The 20,216-nt window shown below is 37.5% G+C and carries 18 protein-coding genes, 1 rRNA gene, 1 riboswitch and 1 other annotated feature; of the genes, 12 read left to right on the forward strand and 7 right to left on the reverse strand.

What is annotated here, in order from left to right; genetic code table 11:
• The first annotated feature begins 4 nt into the window (after positions 1-4).
• The 9 genes from menD (at position 5) to KGF86_RS18600 (ending at position 8,123) form a co-directional block, all read left to right on the forward strand.
• On the forward strand, positions 5-1,750 hold the full coding sequence (gene menD, locus KGF86_RS18560) for a 2-succinyl-5-enolpyruvyl-6-hydroxy-3-cyclohexene-1-carboxylic-acid synthase (RefSeq protein WP_211742674.1): 1,746 nt from the start codon (positions 5-7) through the stop codon (positions 1,748-1,750).
• Positions 1,747-2,556 carry a 2-succinyl-6-hydroxy-2,4-cyclohexadiene-1-carboxylate synthase gene (menH, locus tag KGF86_RS18565; RefSeq protein WP_211742675.1) on the forward strand — a complete coding sequence of 270 codons (810 nt, stop codon included), beginning with the start codon at positions 1,747-1,749 and terminating at the stop codon, positions 2,554-2,556. The genes menD and menH overlap by 4 nt, the downstream gene beginning before the upstream one ends.
• Positions 2,557-2,641: 85 nt before the next feature.
• A complete protein-coding gene (menB, locus tag KGF86_RS18570) occupies positions 2,642-3,460 on the forward strand; it encodes a 1,4-dihydroxy-2-naphthoyl-CoA synthase (protein ID WP_186870894.1) in 819 nt (272 codons plus the stop codon).
• Positions 3,461-3,569: 109 nt separating this feature from the next.
• Positions 3,570-5,018 carry an o-succinylbenzoate--CoA ligase gene (locus KGF86_RS18575; protein WP_211742676.1) on the forward strand — a complete coding sequence of 483 codons (1,449 nt, stop codon included), beginning with the start codon at positions 3,570-3,572 and terminating at the stop codon, positions 5,016-5,018.
• 68 nt (positions 5,019-5,086) lie between these two features.
• Positions 5,087-5,407 (forward strand): hydrolase, encoded by a 321-nt coding sequence (locus KGF86_RS18580; protein WP_186870892.1) that lies wholly within the window; start codon positions 5,087-5,089, stop codon positions 5,405-5,407.
• A 104-nt stretch (positions 5,408-5,511) separates the two neighbouring features.
• Positions 5,512-6,015, forward strand: a complete 504-nt coding sequence (locus KGF86_RS18585; RefSeq protein ID WP_186870891.1) for a hypothetical protein — start codon at positions 5,512-5,514, stop codon at positions 6,013-6,015.
• Positions 6,016-6,039: 24 nt separating this feature from the next.
• Positions 6,040-6,504 carry an RNA deprotection pyrophosphohydrolase gene (gene ytkD / locus KGF86_RS18590; RefSeq protein ID WP_186870890.1) on the forward strand — a complete coding sequence of 155 codons (465 nt, stop codon included), beginning with the start codon at positions 6,040-6,042 and terminating at the stop codon, positions 6,502-6,504.
• Between the two features lie 121 nt (positions 6,505-6,625).
• Positions 6,626-7,183 carry a DinB family protein gene (locus tag KGF86_RS18595; RefSeq protein ID WP_186870889.1) on the forward strand — a complete coding sequence of 186 codons (558 nt, stop codon included), beginning with the start codon at positions 6,626-6,628 and terminating at the stop codon, positions 7,181-7,183.
• Between the two features lie 184 nt (positions 7,184-7,367).
• On the forward strand, positions 7,368-8,123 hold the full coding sequence (locus KGF86_RS18600) for a phosphotransferase family protein (RefSeq protein WP_343221486.1): 756 nt from the start codon (positions 7,368-7,370) through the stop codon (positions 8,121-8,123).
• A 270-nt stretch (positions 8,124-8,393) separates the two neighbouring features.
• Here KGF86_RS18600 and KGF86_RS18605 read toward each other — a convergent pair whose 3' ends face one another.
• The 4 genes from KGF86_RS18605 to pckA all read right to left on the reverse strand — a co-directional run bounded on the left by KGF86_RS18605 (position 8,394) and on the right by pckA (position 13,091).
• Positions 8,394-9,200 (reverse strand): ABC transporter permease, encoded by an 807-nt coding sequence (locus tag KGF86_RS18605; protein WP_186870887.1) that lies wholly within the window; start codon positions 9,198-9,200, stop codon positions 8,394-8,396.
• A gap of 26 nt (positions 9,201-9,226) precedes the next feature.
• Entirely contained in the window at positions 9,227-10,003 is a 777-nt protein-coding gene (locus KGF86_RS18610; protein ID WP_186870886.1) for an ABC transporter ATP-binding protein, read from the reverse strand.
• Positions 10,004-10,014: 11 nt separating this feature from the next.
• Positions 10,015-11,007 (reverse strand): ABC transporter substrate-binding protein, encoded by a 993-nt coding sequence (locus KGF86_RS18615; protein ID WP_186870885.1) that lies wholly within the window; start codon positions 11,005-11,007, stop codon positions 10,015-10,017.
• 497 nt (positions 11,008-11,504) lie between these two features.
• A complete protein-coding gene (gene pckA / locus KGF86_RS18620; protein WP_186870884.1) occupies positions 11,505-13,091 on the reverse strand; it encodes a phosphoenolpyruvate carboxykinase (ATP) in 1,587 nt (528 codons plus the stop codon).
• Positions 13,092-13,285: 194 nt separating this feature from the next.
• Positions 13,286-13,392, forward strand: a riboswitch (SAM riboswitch).
• 121 nt (positions 13,393-13,513) lie between these two features.
• On the opposite strand from pckA, the gene metK reads away from it, so the two are divergent.
• Positions 13,514-14,710, forward strand: a complete 1,197-nt coding sequence (metK, locus tag KGF86_RS18625; RefSeq protein WP_186870883.1) for a methionine adenosyltransferase — start codon at positions 13,514-13,516, stop codon at positions 14,708-14,710.
• A 43-nt stretch (positions 14,711-14,753) separates the two neighbouring features.
• Here the strand turns inward: metK and KGF86_RS18630 are convergent, their stop codons facing one another.
• Together KGF86_RS18630 and mnmM are read right to left on the reverse strand one after the other, a co-directional pair.
• Positions 14,754-15,284: a gamma carbonic anhydrase gene (locus KGF86_RS18630; RefSeq protein WP_186870882.1), complete on the reverse strand. Its 531-nt coding sequence runs from the start codon at positions 15,282-15,284 to the stop codon at positions 14,754-14,756.
• 17 nt (positions 15,285-15,301) lie between these two features.
• On the reverse strand, positions 15,302-15,859 hold the full coding sequence (gene mnmM / locus KGF86_RS18635; protein ID WP_186870881.1) for a tRNA 5-(aminomethyl)-2-thiouridylate-methyltransferase MnmM: 558 nt from the start codon (positions 15,857-15,859) through the stop codon (positions 15,302-15,304).
• A 170-nt stretch (positions 15,860-16,029) separates the two neighbouring features.
• Positions 16,030-16,244: a binding site (T-box leader), on the forward strand.
• A 116-nt stretch (positions 16,245-16,360) separates the two neighbouring features.
• On the opposite strand from mnmM, the gene leuS reads away from it, so the two are divergent.
• Entirely contained in the window at positions 16,361-18,772 is a 2,412-nt protein-coding gene (gene leuS / locus KGF86_RS18640; protein WP_186870880.1) for a leucine--tRNA ligase, read from the forward strand.
• A gap of 52 nt (positions 18,773-18,824) precedes the next feature.
• Here leuS and KGF86_RS18645 read toward each other — a convergent pair whose 3' ends face one another.
• Positions 18,825-19,586 (reverse strand): hypothetical protein, encoded by a 762-nt coding sequence (locus KGF86_RS18645; protein ID WP_211742678.1) that lies wholly within the window; start codon positions 19,584-19,586, stop codon positions 18,825-18,827.
• Between the two features lie 538 nt (positions 19,587-20,124).
• Here KGF86_RS18645 and KGF86_RS18650 point away from each other — a divergent pair.
• Positions 20,125-20,216 (forward strand): 16S ribosomal RNA (locus KGF86_RS18650); the annotation flags it as partial.

The raw sequence follows: 20,216 nt of genomic DNA on the forward strand, positions 1-20,216 counted from the left end.
ATACATGAATCATATTGAAAACTTAACTAGATATATAGCTAACTTTGTAGATGAGCTTTCTAAAAGTGGTTTGACCGACGTCGTTATTTCTCCTGGATCACGATCAACACCGCTTGCGATGACCTTTGCAGAACACCCAGACATTAAAGAATGGATTGTACTGGATGAACGCTCTGCGGCCTATTTTGGACTAGGATTAGCAAAGCAAACGAAACGTCCAGTGGCACTTGTTTGTTCATCAGGAACAGCTGCAGCTAATTATTTTCCAGCCATAGTGGAAGCACATCAAAGCAGGGTTCCATTACTAGCATTAACTGCTGACAGGCCACATGAACTGCGAGATGTTGGTGCTCCACAAGCAATTGATCAAATCAAACTGTTTGGCGATTATGTTAAGAGTTTCCATGAAATGGCACTACCAGAATCAATTCCTTCTATGCTACAGTATGCTAGGACAAGAGCAGCTCGAGCGGCAAATGAAGCATTAACAGGTAATGCAGGTCCAGTTCATTTGAATTTCCCATTCCGTGAGCCATTAATTCCTGACTTTTCATTAGAAAATCTCTGGGGTGAACCTTTACAGGAGCCGTATACGATATGGCACGAGGGACAAAAGCGGCTGTCTGACAGCTTTATGAAACAATTTGCAGCCAAATTATCCTCCTTTAAAAAAGGGGTGATTGTCTGTGGTCCCCAAGTTAAGGAAGAATTAGCAGAAGCAGTATCTCTCCTTGCTGAATCGTTTGGATTACCAATTATAGCGGACCCGCTTTCACAAGTAAGGACAGGTGAACATGCTACTAATAATATAATCGAAGGATATGATGCATTTTTACGTAATGAGAAAGTAAGGAATGCATTAAAGCCAGATTATATTCTCCGTTTTGGAGCAATGCCTGTTTCCAAAGCATACCTTTTTTATGTAAAAGACCATATCGATGTTAATCAATACGTGGTAGAACATCATGAAGGTTACAGAGAACCAGTAGGGAATCCAACTGAATTTATTCTTGCGGATTCAGTTTCGTTCTGTTCAGATCTTCTAGAAGAAGCTCCCACGATTATTGCTGAAGATAATGAGTGGTTAGCACAATGGAAGCAGATGAATGAGGTTGTGAAAAAGCATATAGCAAAGGTAGCGGATGGATCACTAACCGAGGGTGAAGCAGTCAAGACGCTTGTGGAGATAATCCCGGATAATAGCAGTTTATACGTAGGGAATAGTATGGCGATTCGTGATGTTGATACATTCTTAATGACAAGTAAGAAAAAACTCACGCTTTTAGCGAATCGAGGGGCAAATGGTATCGATGGAATGGTGTCTAGTGGAGTTGGAGCAGCAGCCTCAGGACAACCCGTCACCTTATTATTAGGCGATCTATCCTTCTATCATGATATGAACGGCTTATTAACAGCTAAACATTATAATCTCAATATAACCATTTTAGTCGTAAATAATAATGGTGGAGGTATCTTCTCATTTTTGCCACAGGCGTCTAATGAAAAGCATTTTGAGGCATTGTTTGGTACGCCATTACATATTGAATTTCAAAAGGCTATAGATATGTATGGGGGTTCCTATTATAATCCTACAACTGCTATGGAACTAAAAGAAGCATTACAGTCTAGCTATAAAGAGAAAGGATTATCGGTTGTAGAAGTGAAAACGGATAGAACAGATAATTTTCATTGGCATAAAAAACTGTGGAGTGGAATTGAGCATGAAATTCTGAAGACGGTGATGGAGTGAGAGTACGAATAAGAGATGCTAGTTATTGGTATGAAGTATACGGGGAGGGGGAGGCTATTGTACTATTGCATGGATTTACTGGTAGTACAAATACCTGGAACCAATTTATAGAAACGTATCAGCACCAGTTTAAAATTATTGTGATTGATTTACCCGGCCATGGACAAACTTTAACACCATCCATCACCTCAATGGAGCAGTGCTGTCATGACATTCATGTACTATTAAATGAAATCGGTATACAGCAATTCCACTTATTGGGGTATTCGATGGGAGGGCGAACAGCATTATCGTATTCGATGTTTTATCCAGAGCAGCTAACATCACTCATTCTAGAGAGTGCCTCACCTGGTCTTTCGTCGGAAGAAGAACGCAACAACCGGAAGGCGAACGATGAGAATCTGGTACAGAAAATCGAGCGAGAAGGTGTAAGAGCTTTTGTTGATTTTTGGGAAAACATACCTTTATTTCAATCACAAAAAGCGCTACCTCCTAAGGTCAAAGAGGCGATTCGACAGGAAAGACTTGGACAGTCTAAGGAAGGTTTAGCGTTATCGCTAAGAGGAATGGGAACTGGAAGTCAACCGAGCTGGTGGACGAATTTAGCTACCTTTCAAAAACCTGTACTATTGATAGTTGGGGAGCTAGATGATAAGTTTATACGGATTAACCAGAAGATGTGTGAATACTTACCTAATAGCGAAATGCGGATTGTGAAAAAAGTTGGACATGCAATTCATGTGGAAGAACCCTTTATTTTTGGTACAATAGTAAAGGAGTTTATTTTAGCAGATAAGATAGAATAGCTAACTTATACATCTGCATAAGAAAAATTCATTCGTTACATGATGGTTTTTAACTTTATTACATAGTATTTTAAGGAGGAGTATCATGGCTGTACAATGGGAAAAAGCTCGTGATTACGAAGAAATAATTTATGAAAAATATAATGGTGTTGCCAAAATCACCATTAACCGGCCAGAAAAGCGTAATGCCTTTACGCCACTAACGGTAAATGAAATGATTGATGCATTTGCCGATGCACGTGATGATTCATCTGTAGGTGTAATTATTCTTACTGGAGCAGGAGACTTAGCATTTTGTTCTGGCGGTGACCAGTCTGTTCGTGGACATGGTGGATATGTAGGAGAAGATCAAATCCCTCGCTTAAACGTTCTTGACTTACAGCGTTTAATCCGCACAATTCCAAAGCCTGTTATTGCAATGGTTGCTGGTTACGCTATTGGTGGTGGACATGTTCTTCACATTGTGTGTGACTTAACAATTGCGGCAGATAATGCTAAATTTGGACAAACTGGACCAAAAGTAGGAAGCTTTGATGCTGGTTATGGTGCCGGATTATTGGCAGAAATGGTCGGCCAAAAGCGAGCTCGTGAAATTTGGTACCTATGTCGCCAATACAATGCAGAAGAAGCATATGAAATGGGATTAGTAAATAAAGTAGTACCTTTAGAGAAATTAGAAGAAGAGACTTTACAGTGGTGTGAAGAAATTCTTGAGAAGTCACCAACAGCACTACGTTTCTTAAAAGCATCATTTAATGCTGCTACAGATGGCTTAGCTGGTTTACAGCAATTTGCTGGGGATGCAACCCTTCTTTACTATACAACAGATGAAGCAAAAGAGGGTCGAGATGCATTCAAAGAAAAAAGAAAACCAGACTTCGATCAATTCCCACGTTTCCCTTAATAAAGTGGAGGATGGTACATTAGTTTGCAAGTAACGATGGATAATAAGCAATGAAGCATAGAAGAACCTTTGCTATATGGCAAAGGTTCTTCTTTCAAGAGGTGATTTTATGGCGGAAATTATGCCGCACTGGCTTACCAAGCAGGCAACCCTTTCACCCAATCGACCCGCTATCGAAATGGTCGACGGTTCAGTGATTACATTCTATGAATTAATGCAGCAAAGTAAGGAATTAGCAAAAAAAATAGCCAATTATGGAATTGAAAAAGGAAGCCATGTAGGCATTTTATCCAATAATAACCCAACAATGATACGGCTAGTACATGCCCTAAGCTACTTAGGAGCCGTCGCTGTATTATTAAATACACGATTAACTAAGGAAGAGTTAAATTATCAAGTAAACGATGCCATGATTAAGACAGTCATTAGTCAAGATGACTTATTGGAAAAGGCTAACCAATTAAACGTAAATCAATTAATAGGATTTACTGCATTAGAAAGGGAGAACCCATTAAATATTACGCTTGTTACTGAAATTAACCTTGATGATCCATTCACCATCATCTATACGTCGGGAACGACAGGATTTCCAAAAGGTGTTATTCATACGTATGGTAATCACTGGTGGAGCGCAATTGGCTCTGCATTAAATCTGGGGTTATCAGAAAAAGATAAATGGCTAGCTGTTCTTCCGTTTTTTCATGTTGGCGGATTATCTATTTTCTTTAAGAGTGTTATTTATGGAATGCCGGTATATTTGGTTGAGAAGTTTCATGAACAAGTAGTTCTTGACGCGATTTATCATCATGGTGTAACGATAGCTTCTGTGGTCACAGTAATGGTACAACGGATTATGGATGTACAAGGGGATCGACCATTTCCTAGTCATTTTCGCTGTATGCTATTAGGGGGTGGACCAGCTCCTGTTCCATTATTAGAAAAAGCAACCAACCGAAACATCCCAGTCTTTCAGTCATTCGGTATGACAGAAACTTCATCCCAAATCGTAACATTGAGTCCAAAGGATGCGTTTCGGAAAATTGGATCAGCTGGAAAGGCCTTATTTCCTGCACAAATCAGAATTGATACAGGAATTCCTATGGAAATTGGGGAGATATATGTAAAGGGGCCAATGGTAACCAAGGGTTATTACAATAACTCAGAAGCAAATGAGAAGAGTTTCCAAGATGGCTGGCTTTCTACAGGTGACTTAGGTTACCTAGATGAAGAAGGTTTTCTATATGTAGTAGATCGGAGAAAAGATTTAATTATTTCCGGAGGGGAAAATATCTATCCATCTGAAATTGAGAGTGTTTTGTCTGCATATGATGGCATACGAGAAGTGGGAGTGACTGGTAAACCAGATGACTATTGGGGGCAGGTACCAATCGCCTTTGTTGTATCAGACAAGCATGAAGTTAGTGAAGAAGCTATATTGGGCTATGCTAAAAAGCATTTGGCCAAATATAAACTACCGAAAGAAATTCACTTTGTCGAACGACTACCACGAAATGCTTCCAATAAATTAGTTCGAAATCAATTATTAGATTTACTATAAAATATCTCTATTCTCGATACATGCTTTTCCTCTTTTAAGACAGATTAAAAAACAGGAGGTGGGTGTGAATGGAGAAAAAGAAATATTATGTGGAAATAGGTAGTGGTGAAATATCACAGATAAAGTACCATAATAACGATAGTTTCACGATTTATGCTACAGATGAAGAGGTTGCAATACTACGTGCTAAGTTAGCCAATATGCATGATGCTTCCTATAATAGTTTCTGGAGAGCACATGTACCAATAATGCCCTATCATAATGATAAATCAAATGATAGCTATGATTCGGAAATGGTGGAGGCATATCAATTGTTACATGATCTTGGTGATCATACAACCAAAAAACATATTGAAAGTATCGGAATATTGGATGAAAAACATATGTAAACAAAGTTAGGAATAGGATATACTATCTTATTCCTTTTTCTTTGTTTAGTATCAGTAGATTATCGGGAATAGTAATACTAGAGAAACTAGTCGGAGGATATGTGATGAGAATACGATTCGTAGCTATTGGAATTAGTATCGGTATTGCCCTTGTTCTATCAACCGTGTCTACTACAAATAATCAAGCAGTACCAGTTAGCCAACAGAATGCGAAACAAGCGAAAGCGATTAAACATGATGACATTGTTCAATTGACCGATCTGTTTATGCATACACTTGTACAAGAAACGGGTGAGAATTATCGGGTACTAGAATATCCTGATAAGCAATCTATTGTGGATGCTTTTAAGCATATTACGACGGAAAATGTTGTGAAAGGATATGTCGATTACTATTTTTATGAAGAAAATGGGGCATTATATCTTGTTCCAACAGAAACACCACCATGGTTCGATAAACAGAATGCATACGATGTGGTACAATTAGATAAGAACACGTTCTTGGTTAAGCAGGACAATCAATCCGAATTTTACGGTGAATACGGAATTGAATTAGAGTTTACGTATCTAGACCAAGAATGGAAAATCACAAAAATAACACATCTATGATGAATAGTAAAAGGTAGCTGACATATGTTAACATTTCGAGATTTTTATCATAATGAGATACGATTGTCTTTTCTTGATCACCCCTTTTCGAAGGAACCAAAGCATGTATGGGTCATTTGCCGTTTTGAGGGTAAATGGCTATTAACCAAACATAAGGACCGAGGCTTGGAGTTTCCAGGTGGAAAGGTAGAAGAAGGAGAAAGTGCTGAAGAAGCGGCATATCGAGAGGTAATGGAAGAGACTGGGGGAATTATAAAGCAACTACAGTATGTTGGACAATACCATGTTGCAGGAAAAGCGGAGCATGTGATTAAGAATGTTTATTATGCTGAAGTTGATACCTTAGTAGAGCAAGATACCTATTATGAAACAGAAGGCCCTGTCCTCCTATCGGAAATTCCTAAAAAAGTGAAAACAAATAAGAAATATAGCTTTATTATGAAGGATGATGTTTTAACGTATTGTTTAAAGAGAATTTCCAGGAATTGATAAATTCTAATAGCCGTACGACACCTCCTGCATGGGAGGTGTTTTTTGCTTGAAAAGTATGACTATTCGTGCCTGTTTTGTTAGTATATAATTGAAAAAACCGAAAAGGTGTGTGTGATTTTTGAAAAGTACTTACATAGAAAACTACTTTAATCTAGTAGAAAAGCAAAGAGCGGTTTTTTATCAATTGGTTTCTAAGTCTCATATTGGATTATGGAATCGTCCTTTACCAGATAAATGGTCGGTTGGAGAAACGTTATATCATTTATATCTAATGGTGAGGTTAGTTAGAAGGTTTTCCACCATTTATTTTCCCCTTGCAAAACCGATTGCTAGAATACGTAAACATCACCACTATCAAACTTCGATACATAATATTTATGTGGAATATAATCAGAAGAAAAAAGGTCCTATGAAAGCCCCTTGTGTATTAACACCACCAAAGAATCTTAATCAAACATACACGCTTCTCGATATTCAACAGTTACTTGTAAACGAGACGAAAAAATTTAAGAATTTAGTAGCCGAATTAGAGGAACCAGTAGCAGGTCTCATTCGCTTTCCAGATCCAGTTGCATATTATCCAAACGTTATTCAAAGTGTTCATTTACTGGCAATTCATGAACAACATCACTTTAGTTTAACGGAAGAGTATATAAGAGACAGCAAATCTTACTAGATGAAGTGAGAAGTAAGAGTGAAAAAAAGTGGCACAAGAGAAACCGGAGTATAATATAATTCTGTTCAAGATGAAGCTTTCATTGAATTGTACATAGGTGAATATGTTGGATAATTGTATAACAAAATGTTTTCGTTCCAACATAATGTGTACCAATAAAGATAGAAGTATCATTATTAGAGGAGTGAGGAAGATCGAACAGCTTACCAAGATTGCAGAAGGTAATACCGCTACGATTTATTTACGAAATAATCAAGTAGTTAAAGTCTTTCATGCGTACTTTCCGAAAAGTGAAGCGAGATATGAAGCGGCTAAGCAAGAAGTCGCATATTCTAGTGGATTACCGGTACCTAAGATCATAGAAGTTACTTCATTAGATGGGAACCCAGCCATTATAATGGAGTATGTAAATGGCTCTACATTAGGGGAGCTAATGTTAGATAATATACATGAGGCTAGGTATTATTTGAATATAGCAGTTGATATACAACGGAAGATACACTTAGTTAAAACAGACTCCATAGAACCAATGACGTTAAAATTAAAGCGCCAAATCGAATTTGCTGAGAAGTTAAATGAAAAGCAAAAAGCGTGTCTTATCGAAAAAATGAATCAAATCACTTTTGAAAATAGATTGTGTCACGGGGATTTACATGTCTTTAATCTTATTCAGACGGGTCGTCATGTTGCAATTATAGATTGGGTGGATGCTAGTGTTGGCGATGTTCGTGCGGATGTCTACCGTACTTATCTACTTTACGCACAGCATTACCCAGAAATTGCTGAGGAATATTTAAATCTTTATACTGAAAAAAGCGGCATCAGCAAAGAAGATATATTAGAATGGGCCCCGATTATAGCGGGAGCGAGATTAGCAGAATTTGTACCGACAGAAGATTCGAGTAGATTATTACAGATTGTTCAAGACTATTGTACGTAAACTATAATAGTCCAGGTAACTCGAGAACGTTGAAAGGCTTATTTAAAAAGATTAGCTCATAGTTAAATGTACTGCATATAGTGAATTGTACAATTCAACCGAGAAAATATACGTACCCTTATTGGAGATAGCTTCGGTGAGACCTCACCTTAATAAGCGAGGAGTCTCACCAGCCATCGGATGGGAGATGTTTAGTTCAAGTAGTCATTCCCATAAATAAAGAGATGCTGAGACTTATTAGGAGAAACGTTATTTTATAAAATATTTCTACTATGTCGTATGCTTAATCAACCAACGTTCCATTCTTTCAACGACCTTATACATGATTGCAGCAAAGATAGCAATTAGAATTAATGCTGCCATAACTAAAGTAAAGTCAAAGACCTGGAAGCCATATACAATCAAATAGCCTAATCCTTCTTTGGAAACAAGAAACTCTCCTACGATAACCCCGACCCAAGATAACCCGACATTTACTTTTAACGTTGAAATCATGACAGGGAGATTTGCTGGAAATACAGCTGATTTAAAGCATTGCCAGCGGGTTGCACCGAAGCTTTTTAGTACCTTCTCATAGTTTGGATCAACTTCTCTAAATCCTGTGTAGACAACAATTGTTGTAATAATAACGGAAATGATAGCTCCCATGGCAATAATCGATACATAACCTGGTCCTAAAGCGACAATAATGATTGGCCCTAAGGCGACTTTAGGCATTGCATTTAAAATTACTAAATAAGGATCCATAATTTTTGAAAATCGGGTAGAAGACCATAACAATGATGCGAGTATAATACCGAGTATTGTACCAATCATAAAGCCTAGTAACGTTTCAAATAATGTGACATACGTATGAGAAATCATCGAGCCATCTGAGAATTTTTCGACTAATAGATTGAATACTCTAGTTGGTGAGCTGAATAATAACGGGTCAATCCATCTCATTCTACTAGCAAGCTCCCAAAGGCCAAAAAATCCAATTAAAATAAGAGCTTGCCAAATGAATACAATCCGTTTCTCACGTATGAGTTTTTGCTTATGCGTTTCAAATAATTGCTGGTCTTCATGATGGGACATGGTGATATCCCCTTTCTATCGAAGGGTTAAACGGTTTTCGTTTCATTTTTGTTTAACTCCTCCCAAACTTTATCGAATATAGATTGGTACTTAGGGTGTCTACGAACTAAAAATGGCAATTCATTTCGAAGTTCTATTGGTACTTCAAAGCTTTTAGCTATTTTACCTGGATTTGCACTCATAACGATTATGCGATCACTCATCGCAATCGCTTCCCCGATATCGTGGGTTACTAATATTGCTGTCTTATGGTAGGCGTGTAACAGTTTGTAAACAAGGTCTTCTAATTTTAGCTTCGTTTGGAAATCTAGAGCTGAAAAGGGTTCGTCTAATAGTAGAATTTTTGGATCCGTAATTAATGTTCTGACGAGTGCAACGCGCTGCCTCATTCCACCAGAAAGGGATGAGGGGTATTGATTTTCCACATTATTTAAACCAACCTCATGTAAAAGCTCGATTGCTTTTTCTTTTACGTATTCATTTGCCTTTCTCTGAATGGTCGGACCGATTAATACGTTATCTAAAATCGTTTTCCAAGGAAATAAATAATCTTGCTGTAACATATAACCAATAGCTAATTCAGATTCATCAATTGCTTTATTATTTAAAAGGACTTTACCTGACGTATGTTTCAATATCCCTGAAACGATAGAAAGAATCGTTGATTTACCACAGCCACTTGGCCCTAGTAAGGAGATAAACTCTCCCTCTTTTACTGAAAAAGAAATGTCGTCCAATGCTTTGGTATAATCATTTTTTGTGAAATAGTGGTGGGTGACATTTTCTAAGGTTAGAAAGGACATGTTTTCCCTCCTTATTGATTGATGACTTCCTCTGCAATCTCTGTATTTACTAGCTCTTCATAAGAAATCTCGCCATCTGGTATTTCCCCTGCCTCTTCTATGATGTTCGTTAAGTTATTCCATTCTTCCTCATCTAAGATTGGGTCTGTTGCGAACGATCCTTGGCTCTTATAGCGCTCAATCGAGGAAGTTAATATATCTAAATCTACATCTTCAAAATAGGATTGAATAGTCTCAGCAATTTCTGCAGAATCTGTTTCCTGTACCCATTGTTGTGCTTTATATATCGCTCTAGTGAATTTTTCAATGTTTTCTTTGTTATCTACTAGATAACTCTGCTTAGCCATAAAAACAGTGTATGGTACATGACCCGATTCTTCACCAAAGGAAGCGATGACATGGCCATTCCCTTCTTTTTCCATAACACTGGCAGTTGGTTCAAATAGCTGTACATATTCATAGTCTCCTGATAGGAAGGCACCTGGAATATTCGCAAAATCAATATTCTGGTGTAAGCTTAAATCGTTATGTGGATCTATTCCGTGCTGCTTTAGTACAAATTCGCCAACCATCTGCGGCATTCCACCTTTACGTTGTCCAAGAAAATTAGAACCCTTTAAATCTTCCCATTTAAAATCAGAATGTGCTTCTTTTGCTACTAAGAATGTCCCATCTGTTTGGGTAAGCTGAGCAAAGTTAACTGCGTAATCATTGGAATCCTGCGCATAAACATAGATCGATGTTTCTGATCCTACTAATGCAACATCAATTCCATCTGATAATAAGCCTGTCATCGTTTTATCTCCACCCCAAAGTGTTTGAAGCTCTACATCTAATCCTTCCTCTTCAAAGAATCCTTTCTCAATTGCTACATATTGAGGTGCATAGAAGAGAGAGCGGGTAACCTCTCCTAATTTAATAGTTGTATTTTCATTAGAACCACAAGCAGAAAGGAAAAGAAGTGTAAAACATAATATAACCCCAAAAATTTTCATTTTTCTCATTCTTTACGACCCTTTCCATTTCGAAAATTTTTTATGCAAAAAGGAAAGTATATCTTCCCGATTTGTAATAAAGTTTGAATAGTCGTTCTCAAGTAGAGTATGAGAATACCAAAATTACTTCAACCACATAGTATGCTTTGAATGAAAAATGTGTGAATGCCTAGTTTTTATATGTTATATTTTACGTCTTGCAGGGAGGGTTTTGACGCGAGAGGAGTGATTCTCGCTCCTAGTCGTCGGAGTAGACTTCGCGCGAGGCTGGAGTAAGTTTCGCGCGAGAAAGGGGAAAAATCGCGCGAACTATAAGAAATTTCGCGCGGCAATAAGAAGAACTCGCGCGACAGAAGGAACCTCGCGCGCGGGAGTAGGGGGGAATCATCAACTAAGTAGAAAACCGACCTCTAAAAGTAAGGTCGGTTTTACAGTAGGCAAAAAGTCTTTCCTGCCTGTATAAGAATATAGTATATAAACCCTCTTGGGATGAGGACAGGATAGTGTTATTTAAAATTAGGTCCTGCTGCAGCGATTTCTGGGCTAACATGAGTAAATTTTTTGAAATTATCATGGAACTTCTTAGCCAGATTTCTTGCTGTTTCGTCATATGCCTCTTTGTCTTCCCATGTATTTCTTGGAATAAGTAGTTCATCAGGAACACCAGCAACATGAGCAGGGATTTCCAAGCCAAAGATTTCATCTTTAATTGTTTCGACGTTATTTAGTTCTCCTTCTAATGCAGCATGAACCATTGCACGAGTATAAGAGAGCCTAATTCGATTTCCTACACCATAGGATCCACCAGTCCATCCAGTATTAATTAGGAATACATTTGTATTATATAAATCAATTTTTTCACCTAGCATCGTTGCATATGTTGCAGGCGATAATGGAAGGAAAGGTGCTCCAAAGCAGGCTGAAAATGTTGCTTGCGGTTCTGTTACACCACGTTCTGTTCCAGCTAGTTTACTAGTATACCCACTTAAGAAATGATACATTGCTTGTTCTTTTGTTAGTTTACTAATAGGTGGTAACGTACCAGATGCATCAGCAGTTAGGAATACAATGGTATTCGGATGTCCTGCAATGCTTGGATTTACAATATTATCTATATGTTCTAATGGATATGCAGCTCTAGTATTTTCTGTTAAGGAAGTATTATCGAAATTAGGGATACGTGTTTCTTCATCTAATACTACATTCTCTAATACAGAACCAAACTTAATGGCGTTGTATATTTGTGGTTCCTTTTCTTCCGATAGGTTGATACACTTTGCATAACAGCCACCTTCTATATTAAACACACCACTAGAACTCCAGGCATGCTCATCATCACCGATTAGCTTGCGGTAAGGATCAGCTGATAATGTTGTTTTTCCAGTTCCAGATAAACCGAAGAATAAAGCAACATCCCCCTCATTACCTACGTTTGCTGAGCAGTGCATGGATAATATGTTTTGCTCTGGTAATAAAAAGTTCATGATAGAGAAGATGGACTTTTTGATTTCACCTGCATACTCTGTTCCACCGATTAAGATGACTTTGTGCTTGAACGATACAATGATAAATGCCTCTGAGTTAGTACCATCAATACTCGGATCAGCCTTAAAGGTTGGGGCAGAGATTACAGTAAATTCTGCTTGATGATTTGCTAATTGCTCCTCTGTTGGACGAATGAATAATTGTTTCGCAAATAAATTATGCCAAGCAAATTCGTTGATTACTTGAATTGGTAATTGATAGTTGTGATCAGCTCCAGCAAATCCATTAAATACAAAAACTTCATCTTTTTGCTTTAGGTGCTCCATTACTTTTGTATATAAGGATTCAAATACTTTTTCTTCAATAGGTTGATTTACAGTACCCCAGTCTACTTTACTTTCGGATATGGAATCCTTTACAATGAACTTATCCTCTGGGGAACGGCCAGTATATTTACCGGTAGTAGCGAGCACAGCTCCTGTATTTGATAAGACCCCTTCATTTCGTGAAAGGACTTTTTCAACTAATCTAGCAACAGATAAGTTTTTCTTTGTAGTTTGCTGGGACAGAAGTTCTTCCAATAATGAGGTTTTCATTACTGTATTCATTAAAATTACCTACCTTTATTTATGAGATTCAATACATTTATTTCCTGAAATTAATTATTAGTATAACACATTTAAATTAATAGTCCATACTATTCGTTGTTTTTATTGTATTATTTTATTAAAATTACGTGACAGTGTATTATACAGTTGACATAGGACAATTGCTTCAGTTAATCTACAATAGAGCGGATACTCTCTTATTCAGAGTTGGTGGAGGGACAGACCCGATGAAACCCGGCAACCATCACATTTGTGAAAAGGTGCTAACCTGAAGCAAGGAAAATTCCTTGAACAATAAGAGCGAAAGGCTAGTAAACCCTTTCCTCATGTAAGAAGGAAAGGCTTTTTTTATTGATTAAGGATATACTATCTGATAGATATTTGAGTTCCGTAACAAAGAAATAGAGGGAGGATTTAGCCAAATGGCTAAGAATCGTCGATTATTTACTTCTGAGTCAGTAACAGAAGGTCACCCAGATAAAATATGTGACCAAATTTCCGATGCAATTTTAGATGAAATTTTAAAAAAGGACCCGCTAGCTAGGGTTGCGTGTGAAACGACCGTAACAACAGGATTAGTACTTGTTGCTGGAGAGATTACCACATCTACCTATGTTGATATCCCACAGGTTGTTAGACAAACCGTTAAAGATATCGGTTACACTCGTGCGAAATATGGATTTGATGCTGATACTTGTGCAGTTCTAACTGCTATTGATGAGCAATCACCAGATATCGCAAGCGGGGTAAACCAAGCGTTAGAAGCACGTCTTGGAAAAATGACAGAGAGTGAAATTGATGCAATCGGAGCAGGAGACCAAGGATTGATGTTTGGTTTTGCTTGTAACGAAACAAAAGAATTAATGCCGTTACCAATTTCTTTAGCGCATCAACTTTCTAAACGGCTAAGTGATGTTAGAAAAGACAGTACGCTAGCTTATCTTCGTCCAGATGGAAAAACACAAGTAACCATTGAATATGATGAAGAGGATCATCCAGTAAGAGTTGATACGATTGTCATTTCTACACAGCATTCACAAAGTGTTACTTTAGAACAGATTGAAAAAGACTTGATCGAGCACGTCATTAAGCCAGTAGTACCTGCAGAATTATTAGATGATGAAACGAAATACTTTATTAACCCGACTGGAAGATTCGTTATTGGAGGTCCACAAGGGGATGCAGGTTTAACTGGTAGAAAAATAATTGTCGATACGTATGGTGGCTATGCACGCCATGGTGGGGGTGCTTTTAGTGGGAAGGATCCTACAAAAGTAGACCGTTCAGCTGCTTATGCTGCTCGTTATGTGGCGAAAAATATTGTAGCTGCTAAATTAGCTGATTCATGTGAAGTTCAGCTTGCATATGCAATCGGTGTTGCAGAACCGGTTTCCATTTCCATTAATACGTTTGGTACCGGAGTAGTAAGCGAAGAGGTATTAGTTAATGCTGTTCGCGATATATTTGATTTACGTCCAGCTGGAATTATCCGCATGCTAGATTTACAAAGACCTATCTATAAGCAAACTGCAGCATATGGTCATTTCGGTAGAACAGATGTAGAATTTCCTTGGGAAAAAACCGATAAAGTAGACGCGTTATTAGCACAAGTTAAATAATGTATTTAAAAGGCTTAGAACCCAGTGTTCTAAGCCTTTGCTATTAGGAAAAATCAAGCCCTAAATCAGTATGGTACTTATAATAATGTCCTTTTTCGACATAGGATTTGCGAACTCGTTCCATCTCTTGATAATCCGTGTCCGTTAATTCGCGAACTACTTTGGCAGGGCGTCCCATAACTAATGTATGAGGTGGAATTTTTTTGCCAGGTGGAATTAGACTTCCCGCACCAACAAAAGCATGTTCCCCAATTTCTGCCCCGTCTAAGATAATCGACCCCATACCGATTAAAGCATTTTTTCGTATAATAGAAGAATGAAGGGTAACTTGGTGTCCTACAGTAACATCATCTTCAATGATAAGAGGATTATTAGGACTTTGATGTAGCATAGATAAATCTTGAATACTAACTCGTTTACCGATTCTAGTTGGAGCAACGTCTCCTCGGATAACAGTTTTAAACCAAATACTAGTTTCTTCTTCAATTGTGACATCTCCAATTACTACTGCGTCTTTTGCAATAAAAACGGTCGGATGTATCTTAGGTGCGATATTTTGATAATGATGAATCACTCAATATCCCTCCTTGACTATTTTTTCTGTATTGCTATGATAAATGGTGGATTATTCTTTTGATTAATAAATCCATATTGCAGTACACTATATTGTTTTTGATCCAGGGAAATGACGTGCTTTAATATCGTATTTTTTTCATCTTGCCCGCCTTCGTGTCCATAGTATACTACTAAAATAATTCGACCATTTTTTTTAAGGTACTTTAATATGGTATCAATAGCTTTTACGGTGGACTCCCCTTTTGTAATGATAGACTTATCACTTTTCGGTAAGTAGCCTAAGTTAAAGATAGCACCACCTATTTCAATATCATGAAATAAATAATCGCCAATATTCTCATGACTGTCTAATACAAGTGATACATTGGAGCAGTTGTGCTCCATTAATAATCGATCGGTATTATCAATAGCTTGTTCTTGAATATCTAAGGCAATAACTTCTCCGGTGTCTCCTACTAGCTTACTTAAAAATAATGTATCATTTCCGTTACCACATGTTGCATCAATAACGGTCTCTCCAGGAGAAATGATTTCTTCTAATAAATGATGTGAGTAGTTTAAAATGCTTTTCATCCTCGGGTCCCCTTATGCATAAATTGAGTCTGTGTTTAGAATAGCACGTAAAAACACTTTTAAAAACTTATATGCCATGTAATTAGTTTGTAATAGTTCATCTAATACTATAATAAAAAAGGAATATCTTGACAAAGCTAATAGTATTCATTAAAATTTTATGTAAATATGGAAATGCGATGCGAAGGAGTAGTAGTAATGGTACTCAGGCTAAGAGAGACAATGGTTGGTGTGAATTGTCCCTGAGAAGTTGCGAACTCGCCTTTAATGCTGCAGGAGTGAACCCAAGTAGTTCCTGCCGTTAATCCGCGTTAAGGATACGAGTGAACGAATGAATTCGTTAATTTGGGTGGTACCGCGGGAAATACAGCTTCTCGTCCCTTTATAGGGATGAGGGGCTTTTTTTATTTTTTCGGTTTATTAGATGATGTTGTATTTGCATTTTCTAAGATAGTAACTGAAGGAAAGTACGAAAAACCCACAATAAAAGGAGGAAAAGTAATGAGTTTTCATCATCATGAAATTGAAAAGAAATGGCAGAAATATTGGCTAGAGAACAAAACTTTTAAGACGAACACGAATACAGACAAGAAGAAATTTTATGCATTAGACATGTTCCCATATCCATCTGGAGCGGGCCTTCACGTTGGTCATCCAGAAGGATACACTGCTACAGACATTATTTCTCGAATGAAGCGTATGCAAGGCTACGAGGTTCTTCATCCAATGGGGTGGGATGCATTCGGGCTTCCTGCTGAACAATATGCACTAGATACCGGAAATAGCCCAGCAGAATTTACACAACAGAATATCAATACCTTCAAAAGACAGATTCAAGAACTTGGTTTCTCTTATGATTGGGATCGAGAAATTAGTACAACAGACCCTTATTATTACAAGTGGACTCAATGGATCTTTACAAAACTTTATGAAAAAGGTCTGGCTTATATCGATGAAGTAGCAGTGAATTGGTGTCCGGCTCTTGGGACCGTTCTTGCTAATGAAGAGGTTATTGATGGGAAAAGTGAACGTGGTGGACACCCCGTAATTCGTAAGCCAATGAAACAATGGATGTTGAAAATTACAGCATATGCCGATAGACTTCTAGAAGATTTAGATGAGGTGGATTGGCCAGAAAGCATTAAAGACATGCAACGTAATTGGATTGGTCGCTCGGAAGGTGCAGAAGTAACGTTTCATATAGAAGGACATGACGGGACATTTACAGTGTTTACTACAAGACCTGATACGTTGTTTGGCGCAACCTATGCTGTTCTTGCACCAGAACACCCACTAGTAGCGAAAATTACTTCTCCTGATCAAGAACAAGCAGTTCAACAATATTTGGAGAATGTTCAAACGAAGTCGGACCTTGAAAGAACAGATTTAGCAAAGGATAAAACTGGTGTATTTAGTGGTGCATATGCTATTAATCCTGTGAATCAAGAGAAAATGCCTATTTGGATCGCAGATTATGTGCTAATGTCCTATGGTACTGGTGCAATCATGGCTGTTCCTGCACATGATGAACGAGATTACGAATTTGCTACTAAATTTAAGTTACCGATTAGAGAAGTAGTAGCAGGTGGCGATATTTCGAAGGAAGCCTATACAGGAGATGGAAAGCACGTAAACTCAGATTTTCTAAATGATCTAAATAAAGAAGAAGCAATTTCTAAAATGATTGAATGGCTTGAAGAGAAGAGGGTAGGGGAAAAGAAAGTAACATACCGCCTTCGTGATTGGTTATTCTCTAGACAACGTTATTGGGGTGAACCAATTCCAGTTATTCATTGGGAAGATGGAACAATAACTACCGTTCCAGAAGAGGAATTGCCTCTAGAGCTTCCTGTTATGACGGAAATAAAACCATCTGGGACTGGGGAATCGCCACTTGCTAATAGTGACTGGGTGAATGTGGTCGACCCTGTGACAGGTAAAAAAGGTCGTCGTGAGACAAATACAATGCCACAATGGGCTGGGAGCTGCTGGTATTTCCTACGCTACATTGATCCAAATAATAGTGAAAAACTAGCAGATCCTGAACTACTTAAAAAATGGCTGCCAGTGGATATTTATATCGGTGGAGCAGAGCACGCGGTACTTCACTTGCTATATGCACGTTTTTGGCATAAATTCCTATACGATATCGGTGTCGTTCCAACTAAAGAACCATTTATGAAGCTCTTCAACCAAGGGATGATTCTTGGTGAAGGTAATGAGAAAATGAGTAAATCAAAAGGGAATGTAGTAAATCCAGATGATATTATTTCATCTCATGGCGCAGATACCCTTCGCCTTTATGAAATGTTCATGGGACCGCTAGAAGCCTCAGTCGCATGGTCTACCAATGGACTTGATGGAGCGCGTCGTTTCCTAGATCGTGTATGGCGTCTATTTATTGATGATAATGGCGGTCTTTCTAGTAAAATTGTTGACGGTACTGGTCCAGAACTAGAAAAGGTATACCATGAAACAGTTAAAAAGGTTACCGAAGATTTTGAGAATCTACATTTCAATACTGGTATTTCTCAAATGATGGTATTTATTAATGAGGGATATAAATCTGAGAAGCTTCCTAAAGAATATGTAGAAGGATTTGTCAAACTACTATCTCCAGTAGCACCTCACCTTGCCGAAGAGCTTTGGAGTCGCCTAGGTCATGAAGGAACAATTAGTTATGAAGCTTGGCCGACTTATGATGAATCTAAATTGGTTGAAGATGAAGTGGAAATTGTTGTTCAAGTCATGGGTAAAGTTCGTTCTAAACTTCAAGTGGCTAAAGATATCTCTAAAGATGAACTAGAGAAATTGGCGTTAGAAGATGAAGGGATTCAAGAATGGATTGCTGGAAAGACAATTAGAAAAGTTGTTGTAGTACCAGGGAAATTAGTTAATATAGTAGCAAATTAATGTGAAAGGCTCCTAACAGGATATTCTCTATTAGGAGCCTTTATTGTATCTATTAATTACTTGGCATCCATTTTGTTTGAAGTAAAATCCATTTATCTCTATCGTAGTACCACAATGACTCAACAGTTCCTAACTGGTCAGCATGATTTGCACCACTTACTTGTTGATAACTTTTTAATCCATAGCCTTTGCTTTTACTAATAAATTTAGGCTCGAAAAAAGCTATTGGATCAACCATTGTAGAAGTTTTCTTTATAACTTTTCCTTCTTCACTATAGATGCCTAGGCGTATATACTCTTCTTTTCTATCCTGTACATTTACAATAGTTGGTTTCGTGTTAGGTGAAATGGTTATCTCTACTTTAAAGCTATCGAGGAATCCTCCTTTTACAAAAGGTTGTTCTGGTAGTGGTAATTCTGTTAGTTTGTTATGAATTAAGGTATGCAGATGGTACTGGTACAATCCACCACTTCCTCCGGTGGAACTTTGAAAAAAGATATCATTTACCTTGTCATGGTTTAAATCAATAAACTTAAGGGTTGGATTATACCCTCCCATGTACGGGATTTCCCAAACATGATTCTCACTTGATGTAATAACTGCTACAATGTCTCGGTAATAATTCGAATCAGGTGAAAATAAAATACCCTTTAATTCGATTACTTCCTTTAAACCATTACCTGTTACATCTTCTTCATAAGTCTTAATCACGTGGAGTTCTGATTTTGTATCATATTCTGCTGCATTTATGGAATAAGCTCCCAAGATGAACAAGATTACGAATACTAATATTGGATAGGCTAACTTTTTCATGGGTCACTCCTTCATCATTTTATTTGGTAGGTAAGGATAGCGTTTGTAAAATAGTCAAATGCTATACGATGGAACTTAATGGGGGGTAGTTGAATATAATAAATTTGGTTATTCTATGTTACTAAAATATGGTAATATGATTCTTCGATTTAATATTGACTAGTATTCTAAAGGGGTGTAATATGTAATTTACTGTTAAGAAATAATGTCATGTCTTTTAATGATATAAACATGGAAGAAATATTAAAAAAACTAGTTGACATAATCTGATGCTGGTGATATAGTATTACTTACCGCTTAGATGAAGCCATTAAAGTTTTTTAAAAAACTAGTTGACATAATCTTGATAGCGTGATATGATATAAAAGTTGTCGCTAAGAGATGGCAATAAAGATTTTGCTCCTTGAAAACTGAACAAAACAACCAGTATGTCAAGAAGAAACATACCCTGTTTTTTCTATGTAAAGAATTACAGAAGCTAGCAGCTTCTTTGCTAAGAATTCACCTATGATTGATTGGTGTCAATCATAGACAAACTTTTTTGGAGAGTTTGATCTTGGCTCAGGACGAACGCTGGCGGCGTGCCTAATACATGCAAGTCGAGCGAGTGAAATTAATTGATCCCTTCGG

This window comes from Ornithinibacillus massiliensis, assembly GCF_018310345.1.
GTDB classification, from domain to species: Bacteria; Bacillota; Bacilli; order Bacillales; family Amphibacillaceae; genus Ornithinibacillus; species Ornithinibacillus massiliensis.